We start from the raw sequence: 20807 nt of genomic DNA on the forward strand, positions 1-20807 counted from the left end.
AACAGGCTAAATACTCAGCCAACCACCTCTGGCAGACAACTGTTGGCAGGCTATCGCTATGAACCGGATGTTCAGCGCTGATATCTAAGGTATAGACGATATCCCAGCAATACTGCCAGTATCAGCCCATAAATCAGTTGTTCATAGAAGCTGGCCCGGATTTGCCAGATAAAGTGCAGCATCACCAGCAAGCTGGCAGGATAAATCCAGCGATGCAGCGATTTCCAGCGCTTACCCAGCCGGCGCATCATGGATTTGGTAGACGTAATGCCCATCGGGATAAGAATGAGCAGGGCCAGCGCGCCGACAATGATATACGGACGCTCTGTCAGTTCACGGAAAAACAGATCCGACCGCCAGCCAATCAGAAAGGTACAGAACGCCAGTAAGTGCAGCACCGCGTAAAACAGCGCATACAGCCCCATCATACGGCGAAACTTAAGCGCCCAGCTCCAGCCAAGCGCCTGCCGTGCAGGAGTGATTGCCAGCGTGATCCACAGAAAGTTGATCGCCCAGGTGCCCATTTCATCAACGATGAACTTGGCCGGATCGGTCCCCAGATCATTGCTGACGCCCAGCCATACCAGATTTGCCAGCGGCCACAGTGGTAGTAAAAACAACAACCACCAGCGCAGGCGGCTTTGGATGACCGGTGAAAATGGCAGACTTAATACCATTTTTTAAGATCCATCCCCTTATACATTTGCGCAACCTCTTCACCATAACCGTTGTATGGCAGGGTATCGACAATATTAGGAGACAACAGAGAAGACGGTAAACGACGCTCGGTTGCCTGGCTCCAGCGGGGATGATCAACCTCCGGATTTACATTGGCAAAGAAACCATACTCACCCGGCGCGATAATATTCCAGCTGCTGGCCGGCATTTCTTCGACAAACTCAATCTTTACAATGGACTTGATCGATTTAAAACCGTACTTCCACGGCACCACTAATCGCAGCGGTGCACCGTTCTGCGGCGGTAATGCATTCCCGTATACCCCAACGGCCATCAGCGTCAGCGGGTTCATCGCCTCATCCATCCGCAACCCTTCCACATACGGCCAGTCGATGGTTGAAAAAATGCTGTCCTGCTCCGGCATCTGTTCTTTATCAACCAGGGTTTCAAAACGGACAAACTTCGCTTTAGAGGTCGGTTCAAAACGCTTAATCAGATCCGCCAGCGGGAAACCTAACCACGGAATAACCATGGACCAGGCTTCCACACAGCGTAACCGGTAAACCCGGTCTTCAAGGGCATGGGGCTTAAGAATATCTTCCAGATTGTAGTTACCCGGTTTGGCAACTTCACCGGCAATCTCAACCGTCCAGGGATCGGTTTTAAAATTCTGTGCTTTACGCACCGGGTCCCGCTTATCGGTCCCGAACTCATAAAAGTTATTGTGCGTAATCGCGTTGTAATAAGGCGCGGGCTCTTCCGATGTGGAAAAGGTTTCGTTGCGGACAGCAGCAGCCAGCTGTGCACGCATCCATTCAGGCCCGGGGTATTGCGGTAAGTCCGCTGGAATGTCGTATTCCAGTGCCTGCGCAATGGATGGCAGGCCAAGTGATGATACCGCCGCCAGGCCGAGACCGGCTTTAATAAACTGGCGGCGATTACGGTAAACCGACTCGGGGGTGATCTGCGAAGACTTAATTGAATCAGGCTTTTTTATTAGCATTTAACACCCCTTGGTAACTATTCTCTACGCACGCGTTTTACGCTTGCGTACCAACCATAATATCGGACCGGAAAGGCTGTATCCGAGGATCAGTAACCACAGAATAATCGGTGGGCTGATCGAGATAACCCCAACCACCAGCACAATCGCCAGCAGAATCATAAACGGGATTTTTCCTTTCGGATCAACGTCTTTAAAACTGTAATACAGAACATTACTGACCATCAAAACGCCAACAAGTGCCACGTAAACCGCAATTAAATACGCATAGCCCGTAACATCCAGATCAAATTCCACACTGGCCCATACCAGACCGGCAACCGCTGCTGCCGCTGCGGGGCTTGGCAAACCAATAAAATAGCGCTTATCCACAGAACCGATCTGGGTGTTAAACCGGGCCAGACGCAGGGCGGCACCCGCCACATAAATAAAGGCCGCAAACCAGCCAAACTTACCCGCGGAGCTGAGTACCCAGCTAAAACTGACTAATGCCGGCGCAACACCGAATGAAACCATATCAGACAGCGAATCGTATTCGGCTCCGAAGGCACTGGAAGTATTGGTCATCCGGGCAACACGGCCATCCAGCCCATCCAGCACCATAGCAACAAAAATCGCGATGGAGGCGTTGGCAAAATCACCGTTCATGCCGGCAACGACCGCATAGAAGCCGGAAAACAGTGCACCGGTGGTAAACAGGTTAGGTAACAGGTAGATACCACGGCTGCGTGGTTTAGGACTCTCCTGTGGATTTTCAGGGCTTTCAGGTGGGTTAGCAGAACCGTTGTCTTCAGCGTGTTGATTCTCGTGCTGATCGATCATGATATGTTTTCACCGCATATTATTAAGAAAGTGGGCACATTCTACTGCCGTGCCTGTATGAAAGCTAATTTCTACAACAGTTCCGGTAAATTTACGGTAAACAATGAACTGAATCACCCAGACTGCGGGCCCGTCAGGCAAGCAAAACCTGTTCAACAAAACGGCGGGGTAAAGCGTTGGCGACAGGGGTTTCACGGGCTGAACTCAGGACCCGGTCGAGTTGCCCGTCACCGTCGGTATAGTGAGCTTTATAGAAAGTGAGCCGTTCGACCAAAGTGTCACGATCCACTTCCGGATGAAACTGAAAGGCCCAGAAGTCACGCCCCTCGACCCTGAAACTGTGCATACACTGATCGGTATAAGCCAGAAGCTGACAGTGGTCCGGCAAAGCAGCGGCATACTGACGGTGTACCGATATTGCCAGAAACTCATCGCTGATATCGCAAAACAGCGGATCTGTTTTAGCGTCTGGTGTCAGCAAAATGGGCAGGCTGCCCATTTCGAAATCAGCATCTTTATGGAGAATTTCGCCTCCCAGTGCCAGTACTGCCAGCTGAAATCCGAAGCAGGACGCAAAGACCGGCAAACCGGTATCAGCACAATGACGGATCAGCCTGAGGCAAGGATCAATAAACGCAAATTCTTCGGGTTTGAGGACATTCGCTTCGCTGGCGCCACCAACCCATAACGCATCGTATCCGTCTGCAGCATTAGCAGGAAAGTCAGGTGTATCAAACACATTCAGCACATCAATCTGACTGCGTGACAGACCGCTGAGGGTCGCAAAGCTCTGCAGCTCTTCTTCCCTCACCTGCGGACTGTCGCGAATCTGCAGCAACAGTGTTTTCAGCTGATGTTTTCCGCGTTTCTGCGTGTGCGTTTCAGACATAAGTGACATCCTGGCAGCGGGAGGATCACCTGATCATAACGCGAAGCCCCGCGACTTAAAACCGCGGCAGCCAGGCCGGCGCAGCCGGCAAATCAGGTAACCGTTCCCTGAGTGAAGGCAAACCTTTTTCTGTCAGTTTAGCGGTTATCAGCTGTTTCAGCGGGGCACAGTTATTCGCCAGCCGCATGGTCAGCTTACGGGCCAGTTTGGCGGGCAGACGATCATCGGTGAATAAACCCACGACTAAATTCGTCCCGTGATAGATGGGCCGGGTCGCCAGCATATGTGAGCGCTGATATCCCTCCAGTAAACTGGCAGCCCCTATATCCTGACTCTTCGACGCCGCTTTGAGTACGGCTTTCGACAGGGTTTCCTGGCTCTTCAGCCCCAGATTAAATCCGTGGGCGGTCACCGGGTGCATCCCCACTGCAGCATCACCGATCACCGCAAAGCGCCGGGCAACAAAACGTTTGGCGTGAACCCCCACCAGCGGATAGAGATGACGCGGGCCACACAGCTTCATACTGCCCAACTGTCCTTTAAGCCGCTGTTCAATGTCTGCTTCAAACTCCGCGTCCGACATTTTCTGAATGGCTTCCGCTTCATCACTGCCGACGGTTACGACAATTGAAGACCGGTTTCCGGCCATCGGCAGTAATGCCAGCGTATGGCCATAATGGAAACATTCAATGGCGGTTTGCTCATGATCCCCGGTATGGTCCATCCGGCATACAATGGCACTGCGGGAAAAGTCGTTCATGGTGGCAGCAATGCCCATCTTCCGGCGGGTTTCCGAAAAACGGCTGTCTGCGGATACCAGCAAATCACACTGCACCCGGGTACCGTCGGACAACATTACCCAGGCATGTTCATCACAACTGCCCAGATCTGTTACCGAAGTGTCCGTCATTAAGGTGATGTTATGCTGCTGATCAGCCCCGAAGGTGGCCTCGTAGTATGCCTGACGAATTGCGTGGTTAGGGACCAGATAGCCAAGAGCCTCAAGGTCCTGACGCTGATTATCAAAATCGAGCGAGTAATCTGAATCGCCATCCACCACCCGGGCGGCACAGATCGGTGCGATGTCATCTTCGCGAAGCTGGTCCCAGGCACCGCTCTGCTGCATCAGCTCTACTGACTGATGGGTCAGAGCGATTTCCCGGCCATCTTCCACCGGTTCACGTAAACTGGCCTCTGTGGCCTTTTCAACCACCAGCACCCGTAAATCTGACGTCCCCAGCGAACGGGCAAAACTTAACCCCGCAGGCCCTGCGCCTATAATCACCACGTCGTAATGCATACCCAGCAACCTCCTCTTCAGTAACCGGGATACACTACTCTGACTGCCAGCGGGAAACACCGACCTGAATCAAGCTTCATTCAGAAAGCTATTTTTCCGGCAGGCAATCCCACTCCGGTAAATCCTTAGCCGGCTGATACCAGTCGGCGCCGGAGGCCCGGAACACATTCTGCTGAGGCTCAATCCCCGGATGGCTGTCCAGCGTTCCGGCAGGGATCACCATCGCTTTACCGGACTTAGCCAGCCACGGCAGTGAAGAACCACAATGTTTACAGAACGCCGTCGTGAAATGCTTCGTCTCCTGCGGCGTAAAGGTACCGATCAGTTGGCTGCCGCTGAGCCAGCTGAACTGTTCAGGCCTGACCAGAATATTCGCCGCATGAGCACTGCCGGTAAATTTACGGCACCGGGAGCAGTGGCAATACTGGAAGATGCCAAGATTACCCTCCAGTTGATAGGTGACTTCGCCGCACAGGCAACTGCCGGTTACCTGCTCAGCGGAGTCGGTCTGCATGTCCGTCATAACGCCTCCTCTTAATTTACAATCCGAAGAACATCACCGGATTACAGCACGGTCTGGCTGGATTTGTCGCTTATCTGTTCGTTTGAAGCACAAAAAACCCCGTGGCTGTTAACAACCACGGGGCTTATCACTGACCGGCAAAACCGACGCTCGGTTAACGGAAAACAAACTCTCCCGCTTCAACATCCACAGCAATTTCGCTGCCACTGCTGAAATCACCGGCGAGTAAACGTTGCGCCAGCGGATTCTCAATCCATTGCTGTATCGCCCGTTTCAGCGGTCTCGCCCCATATACAGGCTCAAAACCCACATCCACCAGCTTATCCATTGCTGTTGAAGTCAGCACCAGGCCAAGCTCTCTTTCAGCCAGACGGCTGCGCAGACGCTGCAGCTGAATCTGTGCAATGCCACGGACCTGCTCTTTACCCAGACTGTGGAAGACCACCACTTCATCAATCCGGTTAATCACCTCCGGCCGGAAGTGAGTGCCCACTACCTCCATCACTGCATTGCGCATGAGGCTGTAATCATCATCACTGCTGAAATTCTGAATCAGGTCAGATCCCAGGTTGGAGGTCATCACCACTATGGTATTACGGAAATCCACCGTGCGCCCCTGCCCGTCGGTCAGGCGACCGTCTTCCAGTACCTGCAGCAAAATATTGAAAACATCCGGATGGGCCTTTTCCACTTCATCCAGTAACAGCACGGAATAAGGTTTACGGCGTACCGCTTCTGTCAGGTATCCGCCTTCCTCATACCCCACATAGCCCGGAGGGGCACCTATCAGCCGTGCCACAGAATGCTTTTCCATGAACTCAGACATATCGATGCGCACCATGGCATCAGTAGTGTCAAAGAGGAAGTTAGCCAGCGCTTTACATAACTCGGTTTTACCCACCCCGGTTGGCCCGAGGAACAGGAAAGAACCGTTCGGCCGGTTCGGATCCGCCAGTCCTGCCCGGGCACGGCGTACCGCATTCGACACCGCCCGTACCGCCTCTTCCTGACCAATTACCTGCTCATGCAGCGCATCTTCCATGCGCAGCAGCTTGTCACGTTCACCTTCCAGCATTTTCGATACCGGAATACCGGTCCAGCGGGACACCACTTCGGCAACTTCTTCCTCACCGACTTTATTACGCAGTAACCTGTTTTGCTGGTCAGCATGATCCGCTTCAGCTTCAGCTTCAGAGGCCGCTGCCAGCTGCTTTTCCAATTCAGGAATCTTGCCATACTGCAGTTCAGACATCGTGCTCAGATCACCGGCACGGCTAGCCTTCTCCAGTTCGATTCTCGCCTGATCCAGTTGTTCTTTAACCTGCTGAGACCCTTGCAGAGCAAGCTTTTCAGCATTCCAGATTTCTTCCAGATCGGCATATTCTTTTTCGATATCGCTGATCGCTGCTTCCAGTTCCTGCAAACGCTTCCTGGCCGCCTGATCTTTTTCCTTTTTCAGGGCTTCACGTTCCATTTTCAGCTGTATCAGACGGCGTTCCAGCCGGTCCATACTTTCCGGCTTGGAGTCCATCTCCATACGAATACGGCTGCCGGCTTCATCGATCAGGTCAATCGCCTTATCCGGTAACTGCCGGTCGGTGATATAGCGCTGGGATAACTTTGCGGCGGCAATGATGGCCGAATCAGAGATATCCACACCGTGGTGAATCTCATAACGCTCTTTAAGACCCCGCAGAATCGCCACGGTATCTTCTTCGCTTGGCTCATCCACAATAACCTTCTGGAAACGACGCTCTAACGCGGCATCCTTCTCCACATACTGACGGTATTCATCCAGCGTGGTGGCGCCAACACAATGCAGCTCGCCCCGGGCCAGTGCTGGTTTGAGCATATTACCGGCATCCATGGCACCCTCGCCTTTACCGGCACCAACCATAGTATGCAGTTCATCAATGAACAGAATGATCTGCCCTTCCTGCTTCGACAGTTCATTCAGTACTGCCTTGAGGCGTTCTTCAAACTCACCGCGGAATTTGGCACCGGCAATCAGTGCGCCCATATCCAGTGACAGTACCTGCTTATTCTTCAGGCCTTCCGGCACCTCACCGTTGACGATACGCTGGGCCAGGCCTTCAACGATGGCGGTTTTACCCACCCCCGGTTCACCGATCAGCACAGGGTTATTCTTGGTACGGCGTTGCAAAACCTGAACGGTACGGCGGATTTCATCATCACGGCCAATCACAGGATCCAGCTTGCCGGCTTCAGCCCGGGCGGTCAGGTCGATGGTGTACTTATCCAGAGCCTGACGGTTTTCTTCCGCGTTGGCCGAATCCACACCTTCACCGCCGCGCAACTGCTGTACAGCAGCGGTCAGGCGCTGTTTATCCGCCCCGGCCGCTTTCAGCATTTTGCCCACGCCGCTCTTGTCATCCAGCATTGCCAGTACAAAAACTTCACTGGCGATATACTGATCCTGCCATTCACGGGCCAGTTTTTCGGTCAGATTAAACAGTTTGCCAACATTAGGGGAAAAGCGGATATCGCCGTCGCTGTCGGTCACCTGCGGCAGGTTAGTGTATTCCTGCTGGACGGCATTACTCAGTTGCTGGGTATTCACCCCCGCCTGAGTCAGTAAGGGTCTGATCGAACCGCCCTGCTGATCAAGCAAAGCTTTGAGAATATGGACCGGTTCGATGTAATTGTGATCTTTGGCAATCGCCAGTGACTGGGCATCAGCCAGAGCGGACTGCAACTTACTGGTAAAACGTTCGGGATGCATTGAAACCCTCCTTAAAATTATCTGCACCACTGGCCGTTATGGTATCCGGGCTCTGAACTGGCCCGCGGGACGGCTGGTGAGTTAATAACTTAAGTAGGGGCTGCCTGAAGGAAATTCAAGCCGGCAAAGAAAATTAAATTAGCAAGTTCTGATATATATCAGGAACCGATCCAGATCGCGCTGGCCATCCGGCCGGTGACACCGTCGCGGCGGTAAGAATAGAACTTATCGGCCTGGGTAAAGGTACAATGCTCACCGCCGGAAATCCGCTCAATGCCCAGATGCTGCAAGCGTAACCGCGCCAGCTGATAAATATCTGCCAGCCACTTGCCAGCATTTGCCGAAGGCTTAAATGCCGCTGCAGATGAAGACAGGTAATCACAGAACTGCTGGCGCACTTCTTCACCCACTTCAAATGCATCCGGACCGATGGCCGGCCCGAGCCAGATATGAACATCCTGCTGCGCAGCGAATTCCTGCAGGGTATTTTCTACCACACCGTCCACCAGCCCACGCCAGCCCGCATGGGCAACTGCTACCCGGGAACCGTCAGCACTGCTGATAAACACCGGCAGGCAATCGGCGGTCATAACAATGCATACCTGACTGGTCTTATCCGTCCAGCAGGCATCGGCTTCAGGTACATTACCCTCGGGAGATGCTTCAACCACAATGGTGCTATGCGTCTGCTGTAGCCACTGTACCGCCTGCCAGCCATGTTCACTGGCCAGTAAACGGCGGTTTTCGGCTACCCGTGCCGGGTCATCCGCCACGTGATCACCCAGATTCAGCCCCGCATACACACCTTCGCTGCAGCCGCCCAGACGGGTAGTGGTAAACGCGTGTATGTGTGCAGGGGCCTGCCAGTCCGGGCGAATCAGTTTCATAGGTCGTCTTCGTGTGCCTGTGTGTCATCTTTCAGATTCGCCAGCAAAGTCTGAATATCTTCCGGAAGATCTACTTCCCAGGACATCAGCTCGCCGGTTGCCGGATGGAACAGTTCCAGCCGCTTGGCATGCAGCGCCTGACGCTTAAAGTCCCTCAGATTCTGCTGCAGCTCAGGAGAGATACCTTTCGGCAAACGGAACCGGCCACCGTACATTTGATCACCGATCAGCGGGTAATTGATATACGCCATATGTACCCGAATCTGGTGGGTACGGCCGGTTTCCAGCTTCAGACGGATATGAGTATGTGTCCGGAATTTATCCAGCACCCGGTAATGGGTCACGGCTTCTTTACCCAGACCCACCACCGCCATCATCTGACGGTTACGGGAATGGCGTCCCAACGGCTCATCCACGGTACCGCCGCCAGTCATCACATTGTTCACTATCGCCTCATATTCACGGCCCATAGTGCGTTCCTGCAACTGAGCGACAAGATCGGTCTGTGCCTGAATCGTTTTCGCCACCACCATCAAACCGGTAGTATCCATATCCAGCCGGTGAACAATACCGGCCCGTGGCACCTGCGCCATGTCCGGGTTGTAATGCAGCAAGCCGTTCAGCAGGGTATCGTCCCAGTGACCGGCCGCCGGATGCACCACCAGGCCTGCCGGCTTGTTGATGATCATGATGTGCTCATCTTCAAAGATGATATCCAGCGGCATTTCGCGGGGCACAAAGCTGTCGATGACGTCCAGTTGGGCATCTATGACAATTTCTTCACCGCCAAATACTTTATCCCGGATCCGCCAGCTTTTGCCGTCGACCCTCAGGCTGCCGTCTTTAATCCAGTTTTGTAACCGGGAACGGGAGTAATCCGGGAACAGATCCGCTACGGCCTGATCTAACCGCTTACCTATTAGCCCGTCCGGGACGGTTGCACTTAATTGCACCTGCTCTGTCATGCTATATTTTCTTCACTTTTTGAGTCCTTTATGCGGTTTCAGCACACAAAGGCTGTTTGATGCTTTGGCTTAACTTCGGGTTATGGTTAAATAAGCCCGGTAAAATTTTGCCCATTATAACTGAAAGTGGCCTAAACCGCTGTCTTACAAGGACACCGGCAACAATTATCAGGATATTTTTTTATGCGCCTAGCTAAGCTGTTCGCGATTCTATCGATTTGTATCATGACCGCCGGTTGTTCGTGGTTTGGTGGTGGTGAAGAAACCGATAACCTGGATACCCCGGAACAAACCATTTATGACGAAGCGATCTCTGCCCTGAAGGCAGATAATTACCCGCTGGCAATTGAAAAGTTGCAGCTGCTGGAAGCCCGCTACCCGTTCGGTCAGTATTCCGAGCAGGCACAGCTGGAGCTGATCTTCGCTTACCACAAGAATGGCGAAGCAGAAGCAGCAAAAGCCGCTGCCGACCGTTTTATCCGGCTGCACCCGAACCATCCAAACCTGGATTACGCCCTGTACCTCAAAGGTCTGACCGCGTTTAATCAGGACAAGTCGATCTTTGAAGACTACCTGCCGATTGATGAAAGTACCCGCGATCCGGGCAACGCACTGGATTCATTCAACAGCTTCGATACCCTGATCAAGCGCTTCCCGAACAGCCAGTACGCACCGGACTCGCAAAAGCGCATGGTGTACCTGAAAAACCGTCTGGCTCAGCATGAAATCCATGTAGCCCGTTATTATATACGCCGTGAAGCATGGCTGGCAGCCGCTAACCGTGGTCGCTACGTGGTTGAGAACTATCAGGAGACGCCGCTGGTACCGGAAGCACTGAGCATCATGGTACTGGGATATAACCAGTTACAACTGCCGGAACTGGCGGCAGATGCCCAGGCGGTTCTGGACGCGAACTTCCCGGGTTTCCAGACCAATATCAAACGGGCGAAAAAAGAATCCCTGCTGAGCTCTGCAACCTTTGGTCTGTTCGGCGAAGGTGATCAGGAAGAAGCTAACCGGCAGCCTGAGCCTCAGGCAGCAGAAGAAGACGACAATGGCCGTTCATGGTTCAGCATCATGACTTTCGGCGTCTTCGATGATGATGACGAAGAAATTCAGCCAGCCCAGTAAGCGGAACTGAATAACCTGTCAAAAAAGAGCGGCACTGCCGCTCTTTTTTTGTCTGCTATGTCCGGGAAATACGACGGCTAAACCGCTGTCCGTCCGTTCCGCACTTCTCCCATCCGGTGACCACTGAACGCAATTACCGCTCAGCAACGCTTCATCAGGCGCTGCGGTAGGCCTCTGCCGATTGCAGAAGATACCGCTCAAAGTCCGGCTGCGACAACGGCCGACTGTAATAATACCCCTGGGTAAAGAGACACTGATTACTGACCAGAAACGCTTCCTGCTCCCGGCTTTCTACCCCTTCAGCCACCACCTGCAGCTTGAGGCTTTGTGCCATCGACAAAATGCCCTTCACCAGCTCATCATCGTCCGGATCAACCGTCAGGTCTTTCACGAACGAGCGGTCAATCTTAAGAATGTTAATCGGAAACTTCTTCAGATAACTCAGGGACGAATAGCCGGTACCGAAATCATCAATGGCCAGGCTAACCCCCTGCTGACGAATATTCTCCAACTGATCATGGATTCCCTGATCATCAGCCATCATCAGACCTTCAGTTATTTCCAGCACCAACCGTTCAGGCTCAAGCCCGGTATCCTTTAATATCCCGGCCACCATGGCTGCAACGTCCTGTTTCTGGAATTGCCGGTACGACATATTCACCGCCAGATGCAGCGGCAGACCGCTGGTCTGCTTCCAGCGAACAGCCTCACGGCAGGCTTCCCGTAAAACCCATTCACCGATCGGCACAATCAGGCCAATCTCTTCCGCCAGCGGAATAAACACATCCGGCGCCACAAACCCATTTTCGTGATCGTACCAGCGAATCAGCGCCTCTGCGCCAACCAGCCGGCCGCTATGAGGGTTAAACACCGGCTGATAGTTAAGCATAAACTCGTTATGTTCCAGCGCATCATACAGGGCCGCTTCCAGCTTACGCCGGTCATGGGCTTCAATATCCATTTGCGGTGTAAAGAACTGGAAATTATTTCGCCCCCGTTCTTTTGCCTTATACATGGCGCTGTCAGCTTTACGCAGCAGAGTACCGGTGCTGTCGCCGTCATCCGGAAAGATCGTGACGCCGATACTGGCAGAAACAAAGGCGTCATTTCCATCCAGCCGGTACGGCATCGACAGCTCATCCAGAATCCGGCCCACTATATGCTCAATGACCAGCGGGTCTCGCACATCCGGCAGTACCACCGCGAACTCGTCACCGCCAAAACGGGAAGCCGTATCACTTTCCCGCAAGACACTGAGAATTCTTCCGGAAGCTTCCTGCAGCAACTCATCACCCACCGAGTGACCCAGGGTATCGTTGATGTGCTTGAAGCGGTCCAGATCCAGAAACAACAGGGCAACCTGACTGCCGTCCCGGCGGGCCCGGGCTATTGCCTGAGAAAAGCGATCTTCAAACAAATTCCGGTTAGCCAGTCGCGTCAGTGAGTCAAAGTTGGCCTGATACTCAACCCGCTCCTTGGCCTCTTCGGCGATCATCTGACTGTTACGCAGCTGCTCTTCAACCTTGTAACGTTCCTGTATTTCACTTTTAAGGCTGATATTACTGAGCATCAACTCATGGGTACGCTGCTCGACCCGGTCTTCAAGGCCCGCCTGCATCTCCAGTAAGCGCTTATTATTGCGGTACAGATATACCGCCACAATCAGTCCCAGGATCAGCGCAATGACACTCAGCACTAACGAGTTTCGGTATGACTCGTAAGACTTCATCTGCCGCTCTAAAGCCACCTCACGGTTGAGAAAATCACGGTCCTGCTGATACTGATGGGATTCTTCGATCAGTTGCTTGAACAGCGTGCGTACACTTTCAACAGTCTTGGCATCAGGCACCTCTGCACCGTAAAGCGCGCTGTCGATGTAGATAATCGTCGCCTGTAATTTTTCGATGTCAAAACCATCATTAACCGCTTCCCCGCCCAAACGGCCCGACTCAATACTGTCTAAGCGGCTCCAGAGAATGTTAAACCAGGTATCGAAACGCTCCTGGCTGTTCTCAAAACGCGGATCCGGATAGGCTTCGGCATAATGGGCAGCCGTACGCATCAGTTCGTATTCATACTGGCGCATGAAAAACACCAACTCAGAACGGGTAGGCCCGACCTGCATACCGGATATCTGTCTGAACAGCCAGAATGAGCTGAACATGCTGAGTATAATGACCACAATCATCATCGTCGCGATGATAATTGAGGTTCTGGTGCCGGATTTAATCATTTACTTCAAGCTGCACCAGTTGCCAGATTGCACGTGAATAGTAAGTCCCGTTTTCAAGCTCAGCATGTTCCGACCAAGGATAGATTACCCAGACAGGCCCTTTAGTCCGGACGGTCAGAGGCTCGCCATTCTTCTGAATGGCCAGAATCACATCAAAGGATTTAAAGTCTTCGGTGGGAATTTCGATTTTATATTCATTTGCGGCAAGCGCTGAGACAGCACTGCCCCGGGCACCGGCTGCCGCCAGTATATCCCGCACCAGCGGACCACTGAACTCGGTCACCCCTTCGGTCCAGCGGGTTTCAGTACGAATCACCCGCTGCGGAAACTGTAGCAGCTGCTCACGGTCCAGTTGCAGACCATTGTCTGTATTATGCTCAGCAATGTTTCCGGTGAGCGTCAGGAGAACCTTCCCCTTCGGTACATCCAGATGAATATCCTGTGCTAACACAGCCGCAGAAAAGAAACAGCATGCAAACCATATACATAATTTTTGCTTCAACATCACAGCCTCCCGTGAAATCAAACACAAACAATACTCATAGGTTCTGATTCTGCTTCCTTTTGCGAACGTACATCTGCCTTTTCGGTTAAATGCCTGAGCCGGATTCCAGCCGCTGAATACATCAGCCGGACCCCCTGCAAACATCTATGAGCAACCAGCCATAATTCTATGTTAAAAAAACGCTTATCGCTCTCTCTGAGCCTCGGTAAAGCCACCATTATGAGAATAGAACCTGCTTGTTTTCAAACAAAAGCAGAGAAAACCAACAAACCAATCCCCAGCAATATAGTTATAAAAATCCTTTTACATACATCTCAATCGACTTAAAAAATCATAAGAAACTTCAAAAAAATCGAAATAACAAACAGTTAAGCCAATCGCAAGAACTTACCCACAGACAGCAACAGCCTTTATAGCTATCACAGCAAACAACAATCTTCAAACAAATCCGCAATCATGAAACCCAAACGGCAATCAAAAATACCGGGCACAAAAAAACCCGCCGGAGCGGGTTTTTTCTATGCAGCAATCAGTCTTATTCTACAGACTCATCCTGCTCCAGATCACGCATGGTCAGCTTGATACGACCACGGGCATCAACGTCCAGAACCTTAACCTTCAGGACATCATCCATCTTGATGTAATCAGTCACTTTCTCGATGCGCTTGTTAGCGATTTGAGAGATGTGAACCAGACCATCTTTACCCGGCAGGATGTTAACGAACGCACCGAATTCTTCGATACGAACAACCTTACCTTCGTAAACTGCGCCCACTTCAGCTTCAGCAGTGATTTCGATTACACGGTCAGTTGCCATCTTCGCAGCTGCTTTATCAGCTGCGTAGATACGTACAGTACCGCTGTCATCGATATCGATAGTTGCGCCGGTTTCTTCAGTCAGTGCACGGATAGTTGCACCGCCTTTACCAATTACGTCACGGATCTTCTCTGGGTTGATCTCGATCAGTGTCATTGCTGGCGCATTGTCCGGCAGCTCAGGACGGGAGTAACCGATTACCTTGCCCATTTCCTTCAGGATGTGAGCACGGGCTTCGTACGCCTGTTCCAGTGCGATATCCATGATCTCTTCGGTAATACCGGTGATCTTGATATCCATCTGCAGCGCAGTAACACCGGCTTCTGTACCGGCAACTTTAAAGTCCATGTCACCCAGGTGATCTTCGTCACCCAGGATGTCGGTCAGAACAGCGAAACGCTCGCCTTCTTTAACCAGACCCATCGCGATACCCGCAACAGGCGCTTTCAGAGGTACACCGGCATCCATCATAGACAGAGACGCACCACATACAGACGCCATAGAGCTTGAACCGTTAGATTCAGTGATCTCAGACACAACACGGATGGTGTACGGGAATTCTTCCTGAGTTGGCAGAACCGCAGCAACACCGCGACGTGCCAGACGGCCGTGACCAATTTCACGACGGCCGGTTGCACCGATACGGCCAGCTTCACCAACAGAGTATGGAGGGAAGTTGTAGTGCAGCATGAACGGATCTTTACGCTCGCCTTCGATTGCATCAATGATCTGCTGATCACGGGCAGTACCCAGGGTACAGGTCACAACAGACTGAGTTTCACCACGGGTGAACAGAGAAGAACCATGAGTACCGGTCAGAACATCGATTTCTACTTCGATATCACGAACGGTCTTAGTGTCACGGCCATCGATACGTGGAGCACCGTCAAGGATACGGCCACGAACGATTTCTTTTTCCAGTGAGCTGATGATGCTGCCCACTTCGCCGGCAGATGCCGCGTCTTCACCTTCACACAGTGCTGCAACAGCCTGCTTACGTACTTCAGACAGCGCTGCCTGACGCTGCATTTTGTCAGCAGTCTGGTAAGCCGCTTCAACACCTGCAGCAGCAACGCCACGAACCTGTTCGATCAGTGTTTCGTTCTTCGCAGCCGGTTCCCAAACCCAGGCTTCTTTACCTGCTTCAGCAACCAGTTCGTTGATCGCACTGATAGCAACCTGCATTTCTTCGTGGGCGAATACAACCGCACCCAGCATTTCGTCTTCAGACAGCTCCTGAGCCTGAGACTCAACCATCAGAACCGCATCAGAAGTACCGGCAACAACCATGTCCAGCATAGAGGTCTGAAGTGCTTCATAAGAAGGGTTCAGGGAGTAACCGTCTTCTTCTGTATAACCGACACGTGCACAACCGATCGGACCCTGGAAAGGGATACCGGAAATAGCCAGTGCAGCAGACGTACCCAGCATCGCAGCGATATCCGGATCATTTACTTTATCTGCAGACATCACAGTACAGATAACCTGAACTTCGTTCATGTAACCTTTCGGGAACAGTGGACGGATAGGACGGTCGATCAGACGGGACGTCAGTGTTTCTTTCTCAGACGGACGGGCTTCACGCTTGAAGAAGCCACCCGGGATACGGCCAACTGAGTAGTACTTTTCCTGGTAGTGAACAGACAGAGGGAAGAAATCCTGTCCTTCACGGGCGCTCTTCGCACCAACAACAGTACACAGCACCTGTACGCCAGCCATGGTCACCAGTACGGCACCCGTTGCCTGACGTGCTACACGTCCGGTTTCCAGTGTTACCTGGTGCTGACCGAACTGAAACGTTTTAGTAATTGCTTGTGGCACAATAATTTTCCTTAAGCTAAACCAACAAATGCCCGCTTATCGCGTCATCAGGCCTCTTTTAGCCAGTACTCTGTTAGCCCCTCAGGGAAGGCCTATCAGAGTACAGGCTGGTTGATAAACGACAATTAAACAGGCGTAAAAAGCACCGGGGTCATCGATTGATGACCCCGGAACATTATCTTAGCGACGCAGACCTAAACGACCGATCAGCTCGACGTAACGGCTAGCATCTTTACCCTTCAGGTAATCCAGCAGCTTACGACGCTGGTTTACCATGCGGATCAGACCACGACGGGAGTGGTGATCGTGGATGTGACCTTTAAAGTGAGACTGCAGACCAACGATGTTGTGAGTCAGCAGAGCTACCTGAACTTCAGGGGAACCAGTGTCGCCTTCAGCACGCGCGTATTCTGCAACAATCTCAGCTTTCTTTTCAGCAGATAATGCCATTTTTCTATCTCCAGATTTTAATATGCACACGGCCGTAGCCGCCGGATTTAAAGTCGCGATGCACCGAGCATATTTTCAGTCCATCGTCAGAATGCTCCGGCCAGGGCCGAAACAAATTTAAACTTTGTTCTGGGTATTCAGCAAACGCCGGGGTAACAGCCGTCCGCCTTCGGTCACTTCACCGATCCCGAGAAACTCGTCATCCTCTGTCAGAATCCGCACCAGCGCTGTTGCGTCAGGGGATTCCAGCTGCACTTTCTGGCCTCTTATCAGTGCCAGAACCTGCGTTTTATCAAGAACAACCTCAGGGGTATCCGCTACCGGACTCCAGGGCGGCAATAATAACCCATCCAGATGCTTTTGTATGCCATCCAGATCAACTTCAGGGGTCATTTTTTCAACCAGAGCTTCCAGTTCAGCCAGCGGCATCATCTCTGCCGCTTTATACGGGCCGGAATCCAGGCGGCGCAGCATCTGTACATGCGCTCCGCAGCCCAGCATTTCCCCCATATCCTGCACAATAGAGCGAATATAGGTGCCCTTGCTGCAGCGAATATCCAGATCAACTTCATCACCGCGGAAATCCAGCACTTCAATGCTGAATACCGTCACCTGACGGCTCTTCACTTCCACCTCAATACCCTGACGCGCCAGCTTATACAACGGCTGACCGTTGTGCTTTAACGCCGAAAACATAGAGGGCACCTGAGTGATCAGACCGGTAAATTCCTGCTGCAGCAGTTCATCTATGCGGGCAAAACTCAGATCAGCCGGCAACGGACGCTCTTCCACCACCTGACCATCAGCATCACTGGTGTCAGTGCGCTGACCTAATTTGGCCGTGGTGATATAGCGTTTGTCCGCATCCAGCAGGAATTGAGAGAATTTGGTGGCTTCGCCAAAGCATAGCGGTAACATCCCGGTGGCCAGAGGATCCAGCGCACCGGTATGACCTGCTTTCGCAGCACCATAGAGACGTTTAACAATTTGCAGAGCACGGTTAGAGGAAATCCCGCCGGGTTTATCCAGCAGGAAAATACCATCCACCGGCCGGCCTTTTGCCCGCCTGGCCATGGATTATTCCCCTTTCGTGTCCGGGTTAGGCTGATCACCTTCCGGCGCATCGTCTGCCAACAGCTCGGCATCAGAACGGCGCGCCTGGAAAATCAGATCGTTCAGACGACGACCCCGGTCAACACTGGCATCAAAATGGAAGCGCAGCTGCGGCATTACCCGCAACTTAACCAGCCGTGCAAGCTGCCCTCTCAGGAAGCCTGCAGCCTGGTTCAGCACTTTCAGAGACTCGGCAATGGCTTCATCATGATCCTTACCGCCTAACGGCAGCACAGTCACATAAACATCCGCATAGCCAAGGTCTTTAGCGACCTTCACATAGCTGATGGTTACCATCCCCAGACGCGGGTCTTTAATTTCCCGCTGAATCAGCTGAGCCAGTTCCTTCTGGACCTGGTCAGCGATTCGTTGTGTACGACTAAAATCTCTTGCCATAATGCCTTACAGAGTACGCTGGATTTCAACAGAATCGAATACTTCGATCTGATCACCAACCTTAACATCGTTGTAGTTCTTAACGCCGATACCACATTCCATACCCTGACGTACGTCAGCAACGTTATCTTTGAAGCGACGCAGGGATTCCAGCTCACCTTCATAGATAACAACGTTTTCACGCAGTACACGGATACGCTTGTTACGGTATACGGAACCTTCGGTAACCATACAGCCTGCAACCGCACCAATCTTCGGTGCACGGAAGACATCACGTACTTCAGCAATACCGACGATTTCTTCACGGAATTCAGGTGCAAGCAGACCTGTCATCGCCTGACGGACATCATCGATGATGTCATAGATAACACTGTAGTAACGCAGCTCGATCTCTTCACGTTCAATGACTGCACGGGCCTGAACATCAGCTCGCACGTTAAAGCCGATCATGATAGCGCTGGACGCCAGTGCCAGGTTGGCATCTGTTTCAGCAATACCACCGACACCGCCGGAAACGATGTTCACTTTAACTTCATCAGTGCTCAGGTCGTTCAGTGCACCAGTCAGAGCTTCCAGAGAACCCCGTACGTCAGACTTCAGGATCACGTTCAGCGACTTCTGTTCACCGGCCTGCATATTTGCAAACAGATTTTCCAGTTTAGCCTGCTGCTGACGCTGCAGTTTAACTTCACGGTATTTGCCCTGACGGAACAGCGCAACTTCACGCGCCTTCTTCTCGCTGGAAACCACGGTGAATTCATCACCGGCACCTGGCGTACCGTCAAGACCCAGAATCTCAACAGGAATAGACGGGCCAGCAGATTTAACCGGACGACCATTCTCATCCAGCATCGCACGTACACGGCCATATTGCAGACCGGCCAGCACGATATCACCCTGGTTCAGAGTACCGTTCTGTACCAGCAGAGTCGCGACAGGACCACGGCCCTTATCCAGGCGTGATTCAACAACAACACCACGGCCCGGCGCTTCAGGAACTGCTGTCAGTTCAAGAATTTCAGCTTGCAGCAATACTGCATCCAGCAGGTCATCAATGCCCTGGCCGGTTTTCGCAGACACGTTGATGAACTGAACGTCACCGCCCCAGTCTTCAGGCAATACATCGCGCTGAGCCAGTTCGTTTTTAACACGGTCCGGATCGGCTTCTTCTTTATCAATTTTGTTAACAGCGATAACCAGTGGTACACCGGCCGCACGGGCGTGGTTTACCGCTTCTTCGGTCTGCGGCATTACACCGTCATCCGCAGCAACAACCAGAATAACGATATCCGTCAGCTGAGCACCACGTGCACGCATTGCGGTAAACGCTGCGTGGCCCGGTGTATCCAGGAAGCTGACCATACCTTTGTCAGTTTCAACGTGATACGCACCGATATGCTGTGTAATACCGCCGGATTCGCCTGCCGCAACGCGGGTTTCACGAATGTAATCCAGCAGGGATGTTTTACCGTGGTCAACGTGCCCCATAACGGTAACAACCGGTGCACGTTCCTGCGCGTCGCCTTCAATCGCTTCATTGCTGGAGCTTTCGATCAGCTGATCTTCAACAGTGTTTTCCTGCATAGGAATCGCAGTGTGACCCATTTCTTCTACAACCAGTGTTGCAGTGTCCTGATCGATCACCTGGTTGATGGTTGCCATGGCACCCATCTTAAACATCACTTTAATCACGTCAGCGGCTTTAACTGACATCTTCTTCGCCAGCTCTGCAACAGTGATAGATTCAGGAATCTGAACCTCATGCACAACCGGTGCAGTCGGTTTCTCAAATGCCTGAACGTTATCGCTGGTCATGCCCTTACGAACCGGCTTACCGCCACGGCGGTTGTCACGGTCGTTACGGCCAGCATTACCGCCCTTACGGGACAGACGCTTGTTACCGGGTTTGTTACCGCCAGCAGGCTTGCTTTCGTTACGGAAAGCAGGCTTTTCACGGCCTTTCTTCGCCGCAGCAGGCTTAGCATCTGCAGCCGGCTCAGCAGCACGTGCCGGACGCGGCGCTTCTTTAGCTGTCTTAGCTTTTGCTTCTGCAGCAGCTTTTGCTTTCGCATCAGCTTCCTGCTTGTTGCGCACTTCTTCACGCTGTTTTTCCTGCGCAGCTTGCAACTCAGCATCGCGACGGGCGCGTTCAGCTTCTTCAGCTGCGCGGGCTGCCACTTCCTGATCTTTCGCTGAAGTATCTTCTACTTCGTCACGCTTAACGTATGTACGTTTCTTACGTACTTCTACGTTAATGGTTTTCTTACCGGATGCACCGGCAACCTTCAGCTGACTGGTGGTTTTACGCTTCAGGGTGATTTTCTTAGGTTCACCCTGAGACTTTTCACCGTGGCTGCGCTTCAGATGCGCCAGTAATTTCTGACGCTCATCTTCACTTACTTTAGAGCCTTCCTTCTTGCCGGCAATACCGGCCTCGCCCATTTGCGTTAACAAACGATCAACGGGAACGCCAACTACCTCGGCAAGTTGTGTTACTGTGACTTCTGCCATATTCGTTACTCTCCTACGTT

The 20807-nt window shown here is 52.3% G+C and carries 17 protein-coding genes; 1 reads left to right on the forward strand and 16 read right to left on the reverse strand.

Annotated features, from left to right (window positions below):
* Positions 1 to 71: 71 nt before the first annotated feature.
* From msrQ to rluD, 9 genes are all read right to left on the reverse strand, one after another.
* Positions 72 to 677, reverse strand: a complete 606-nt coding sequence (gene msrQ / locus PCI15_RS20875; protein WP_271271838.1) for a protein-methionine-sulfoxide reductase heme-binding subunit MsrQ — start codon at positions 675 to 677, stop codon at positions 72 to 74.
* A complete protein-coding gene (msrP, locus tag PCI15_RS20880; RefSeq protein WP_271271839.1) occupies positions 668 to 1681 on the reverse strand; it encodes a protein-methionine-sulfoxide reductase catalytic subunit MsrP in 1014 nt (337 codons plus the stop codon). Before msrP ends, msrQ begins: the two co-directional genes overlap by 10 nt.
* A 24-nt stretch (positions 1682 to 1705) precedes the next feature.
* Positions 1706 to 2503, reverse strand: a complete 798-nt coding sequence (pssA, locus tag PCI15_RS20885) for a CDP-diacylglycerol--serine O-phosphatidyltransferase (RefSeq protein ID WP_271271840.1) — start codon at positions 2501 to 2503, stop codon at positions 1706 to 1708.
* A 133-nt stretch (positions 2504 to 2636) separates the two neighbouring features.
* Positions 2637 to 3392, reverse strand: coding sequence for a type 1 glutamine amidotransferase (locus PCI15_RS20890; protein WP_271271841.1), 756 nt, complete (start codon positions 3390 to 3392; stop codon positions 2637 to 2639).
* A 55-nt stretch (positions 3393 to 3447) separates the two neighbouring features.
* Positions 3448 to 4692, reverse strand: a complete 1245-nt coding sequence (ubiM, locus tag PCI15_RS20895) for a 5-demethoxyubiquinol-8 5-hydroxylase UbiM (RefSeq protein ID WP_271271842.1) — start codon at positions 4690 to 4692, stop codon at positions 3448 to 3450.
* A gap of 88 nt (positions 4693 to 4780) precedes the next feature.
* Positions 4781 to 5215 (reverse strand): GFA family protein, encoded by a 435-nt coding sequence (locus PCI15_RS20900; RefSeq protein WP_271271843.1) that lies wholly within the window; start codon positions 5213 to 5215, stop codon positions 4781 to 4783.
* A 154-nt stretch (positions 5216 to 5369) separates the two neighbouring features.
* Positions 5370 to 7958, reverse strand: coding sequence for an ATP-dependent chaperone ClpB (clpB, locus tag PCI15_RS20905; RefSeq protein ID WP_271271844.1), 2589 nt, complete (start codon positions 7956 to 7958; stop codon positions 5370 to 5372).
* A 158-nt stretch (positions 7959 to 8116) separates the two neighbouring features.
* A complete protein-coding gene (gene pgeF, locus PCI15_RS20910; protein WP_271271845.1) occupies positions 8117 to 8845 on the reverse strand; it encodes a peptidoglycan editing factor PgeF in 729 nt (242 codons plus the stop codon).
* A complete protein-coding gene (rluD, locus tag PCI15_RS20915) occupies positions 8842 to 9810 on the reverse strand; it encodes a 23S rRNA pseudouridine(1911/1915/1917) synthase RluD (RefSeq protein WP_271271846.1) in 969 nt (322 codons plus the stop codon). The genes pgeF and rluD overlap by 4 nt, the downstream gene beginning before the upstream one ends.
* Before the next feature lie 183 nt (positions 9811 to 9993).
* On the opposite strand from rluD, the gene PCI15_RS20920 reads away from it, so the two are divergent.
* Positions 9994 to 10941 (forward strand): outer membrane protein assembly factor BamD, encoded by a 948-nt coding sequence (locus PCI15_RS20920; protein WP_271271847.1) that lies wholly within the window; start codon positions 9994 to 9996, stop codon positions 10939 to 10941.
* Between the two features lie 154 nt (positions 10942 to 11095).
* On the opposite strand, the gene PCI15_RS20925 is transcribed toward PCI15_RS20920, so the two are convergent.
* From PCI15_RS20925 to infB, 7 genes are all read right to left on the reverse strand, one after another.
* On the reverse strand, positions 11096 to 13174 hold the full coding sequence (locus PCI15_RS20925) for a putative bifunctional diguanylate cyclase/phosphodiesterase (RefSeq protein ID WP_271271848.1): 2079 nt from the start codon (positions 13172 to 13174) through the stop codon (positions 11096 to 11098).
* Complete coding sequence (locus PCI15_RS20930; protein WP_271271849.1) at positions 13167 to 13679, reverse strand: putative pterin-binding protein; 513 nt, start codon at positions 13677 to 13679, stop codon at positions 13167 to 13169. Before PCI15_RS20930 ends, PCI15_RS20925 begins: the two co-directional genes overlap by 8 nt.
* A gap of 535 nt (positions 13680 to 14214) precedes the next feature.
* On the reverse strand, positions 14215 to 16317 hold the full coding sequence (gene pnp / locus PCI15_RS20935) for a polyribonucleotide nucleotidyltransferase (protein ID WP_271271850.1): 2103 nt from the start codon (positions 16315 to 16317) through the stop codon (positions 14215 to 14217).
* A 180-nt stretch (positions 16318 to 16497) separates the two neighbouring features.
* Positions 16498 to 16767: a 30S ribosomal protein S15 gene (rpsO, locus tag PCI15_RS20940; protein ID WP_271271851.1), complete on the reverse strand. Its 270-nt coding sequence runs from the start codon at positions 16765 to 16767 to the stop codon at positions 16498 to 16500.
* A gap of 117 nt (positions 16768 to 16884) precedes the next feature.
* Positions 16885 to 17841 (reverse strand): tRNA pseudouridine(55) synthase TruB, encoded by a 957-nt coding sequence (gene truB / locus PCI15_RS20945; protein ID WP_271271852.1) that lies wholly within the window; start codon positions 17839 to 17841, stop codon positions 16885 to 16887.
* A 3-nt stretch (positions 17842 to 17844) separates the two neighbouring features.
* On the reverse strand, positions 17845 to 18276 hold the full coding sequence (rbfA, locus tag PCI15_RS20950) for a 30S ribosome-binding factor RbfA (RefSeq protein WP_271271853.1): 432 nt from the start codon (positions 18274 to 18276) through the stop codon (positions 17845 to 17847).
* A 6-nt stretch (positions 18277 to 18282) separates the two neighbouring features.
* A complete protein-coding gene (infB, locus tag PCI15_RS20955) occupies positions 18283 to 20787 on the reverse strand; it encodes a translation initiation factor IF-2 (protein ID WP_271271854.1) in 2505 nt (834 codons plus the stop codon).
* Between the last annotated feature and the right edge of the window lie 20 nt (positions 20788 to 20807).

The sequence above is a fragment of the Aliamphritea hakodatensis genome (assembly GCF_024347195.1).
GTDB classification, from domain to species: Bacteria; Pseudomonadota; Gammaproteobacteria; order Pseudomonadales; family Balneatricaceae; genus Amphritea; species Amphritea hakodatensis.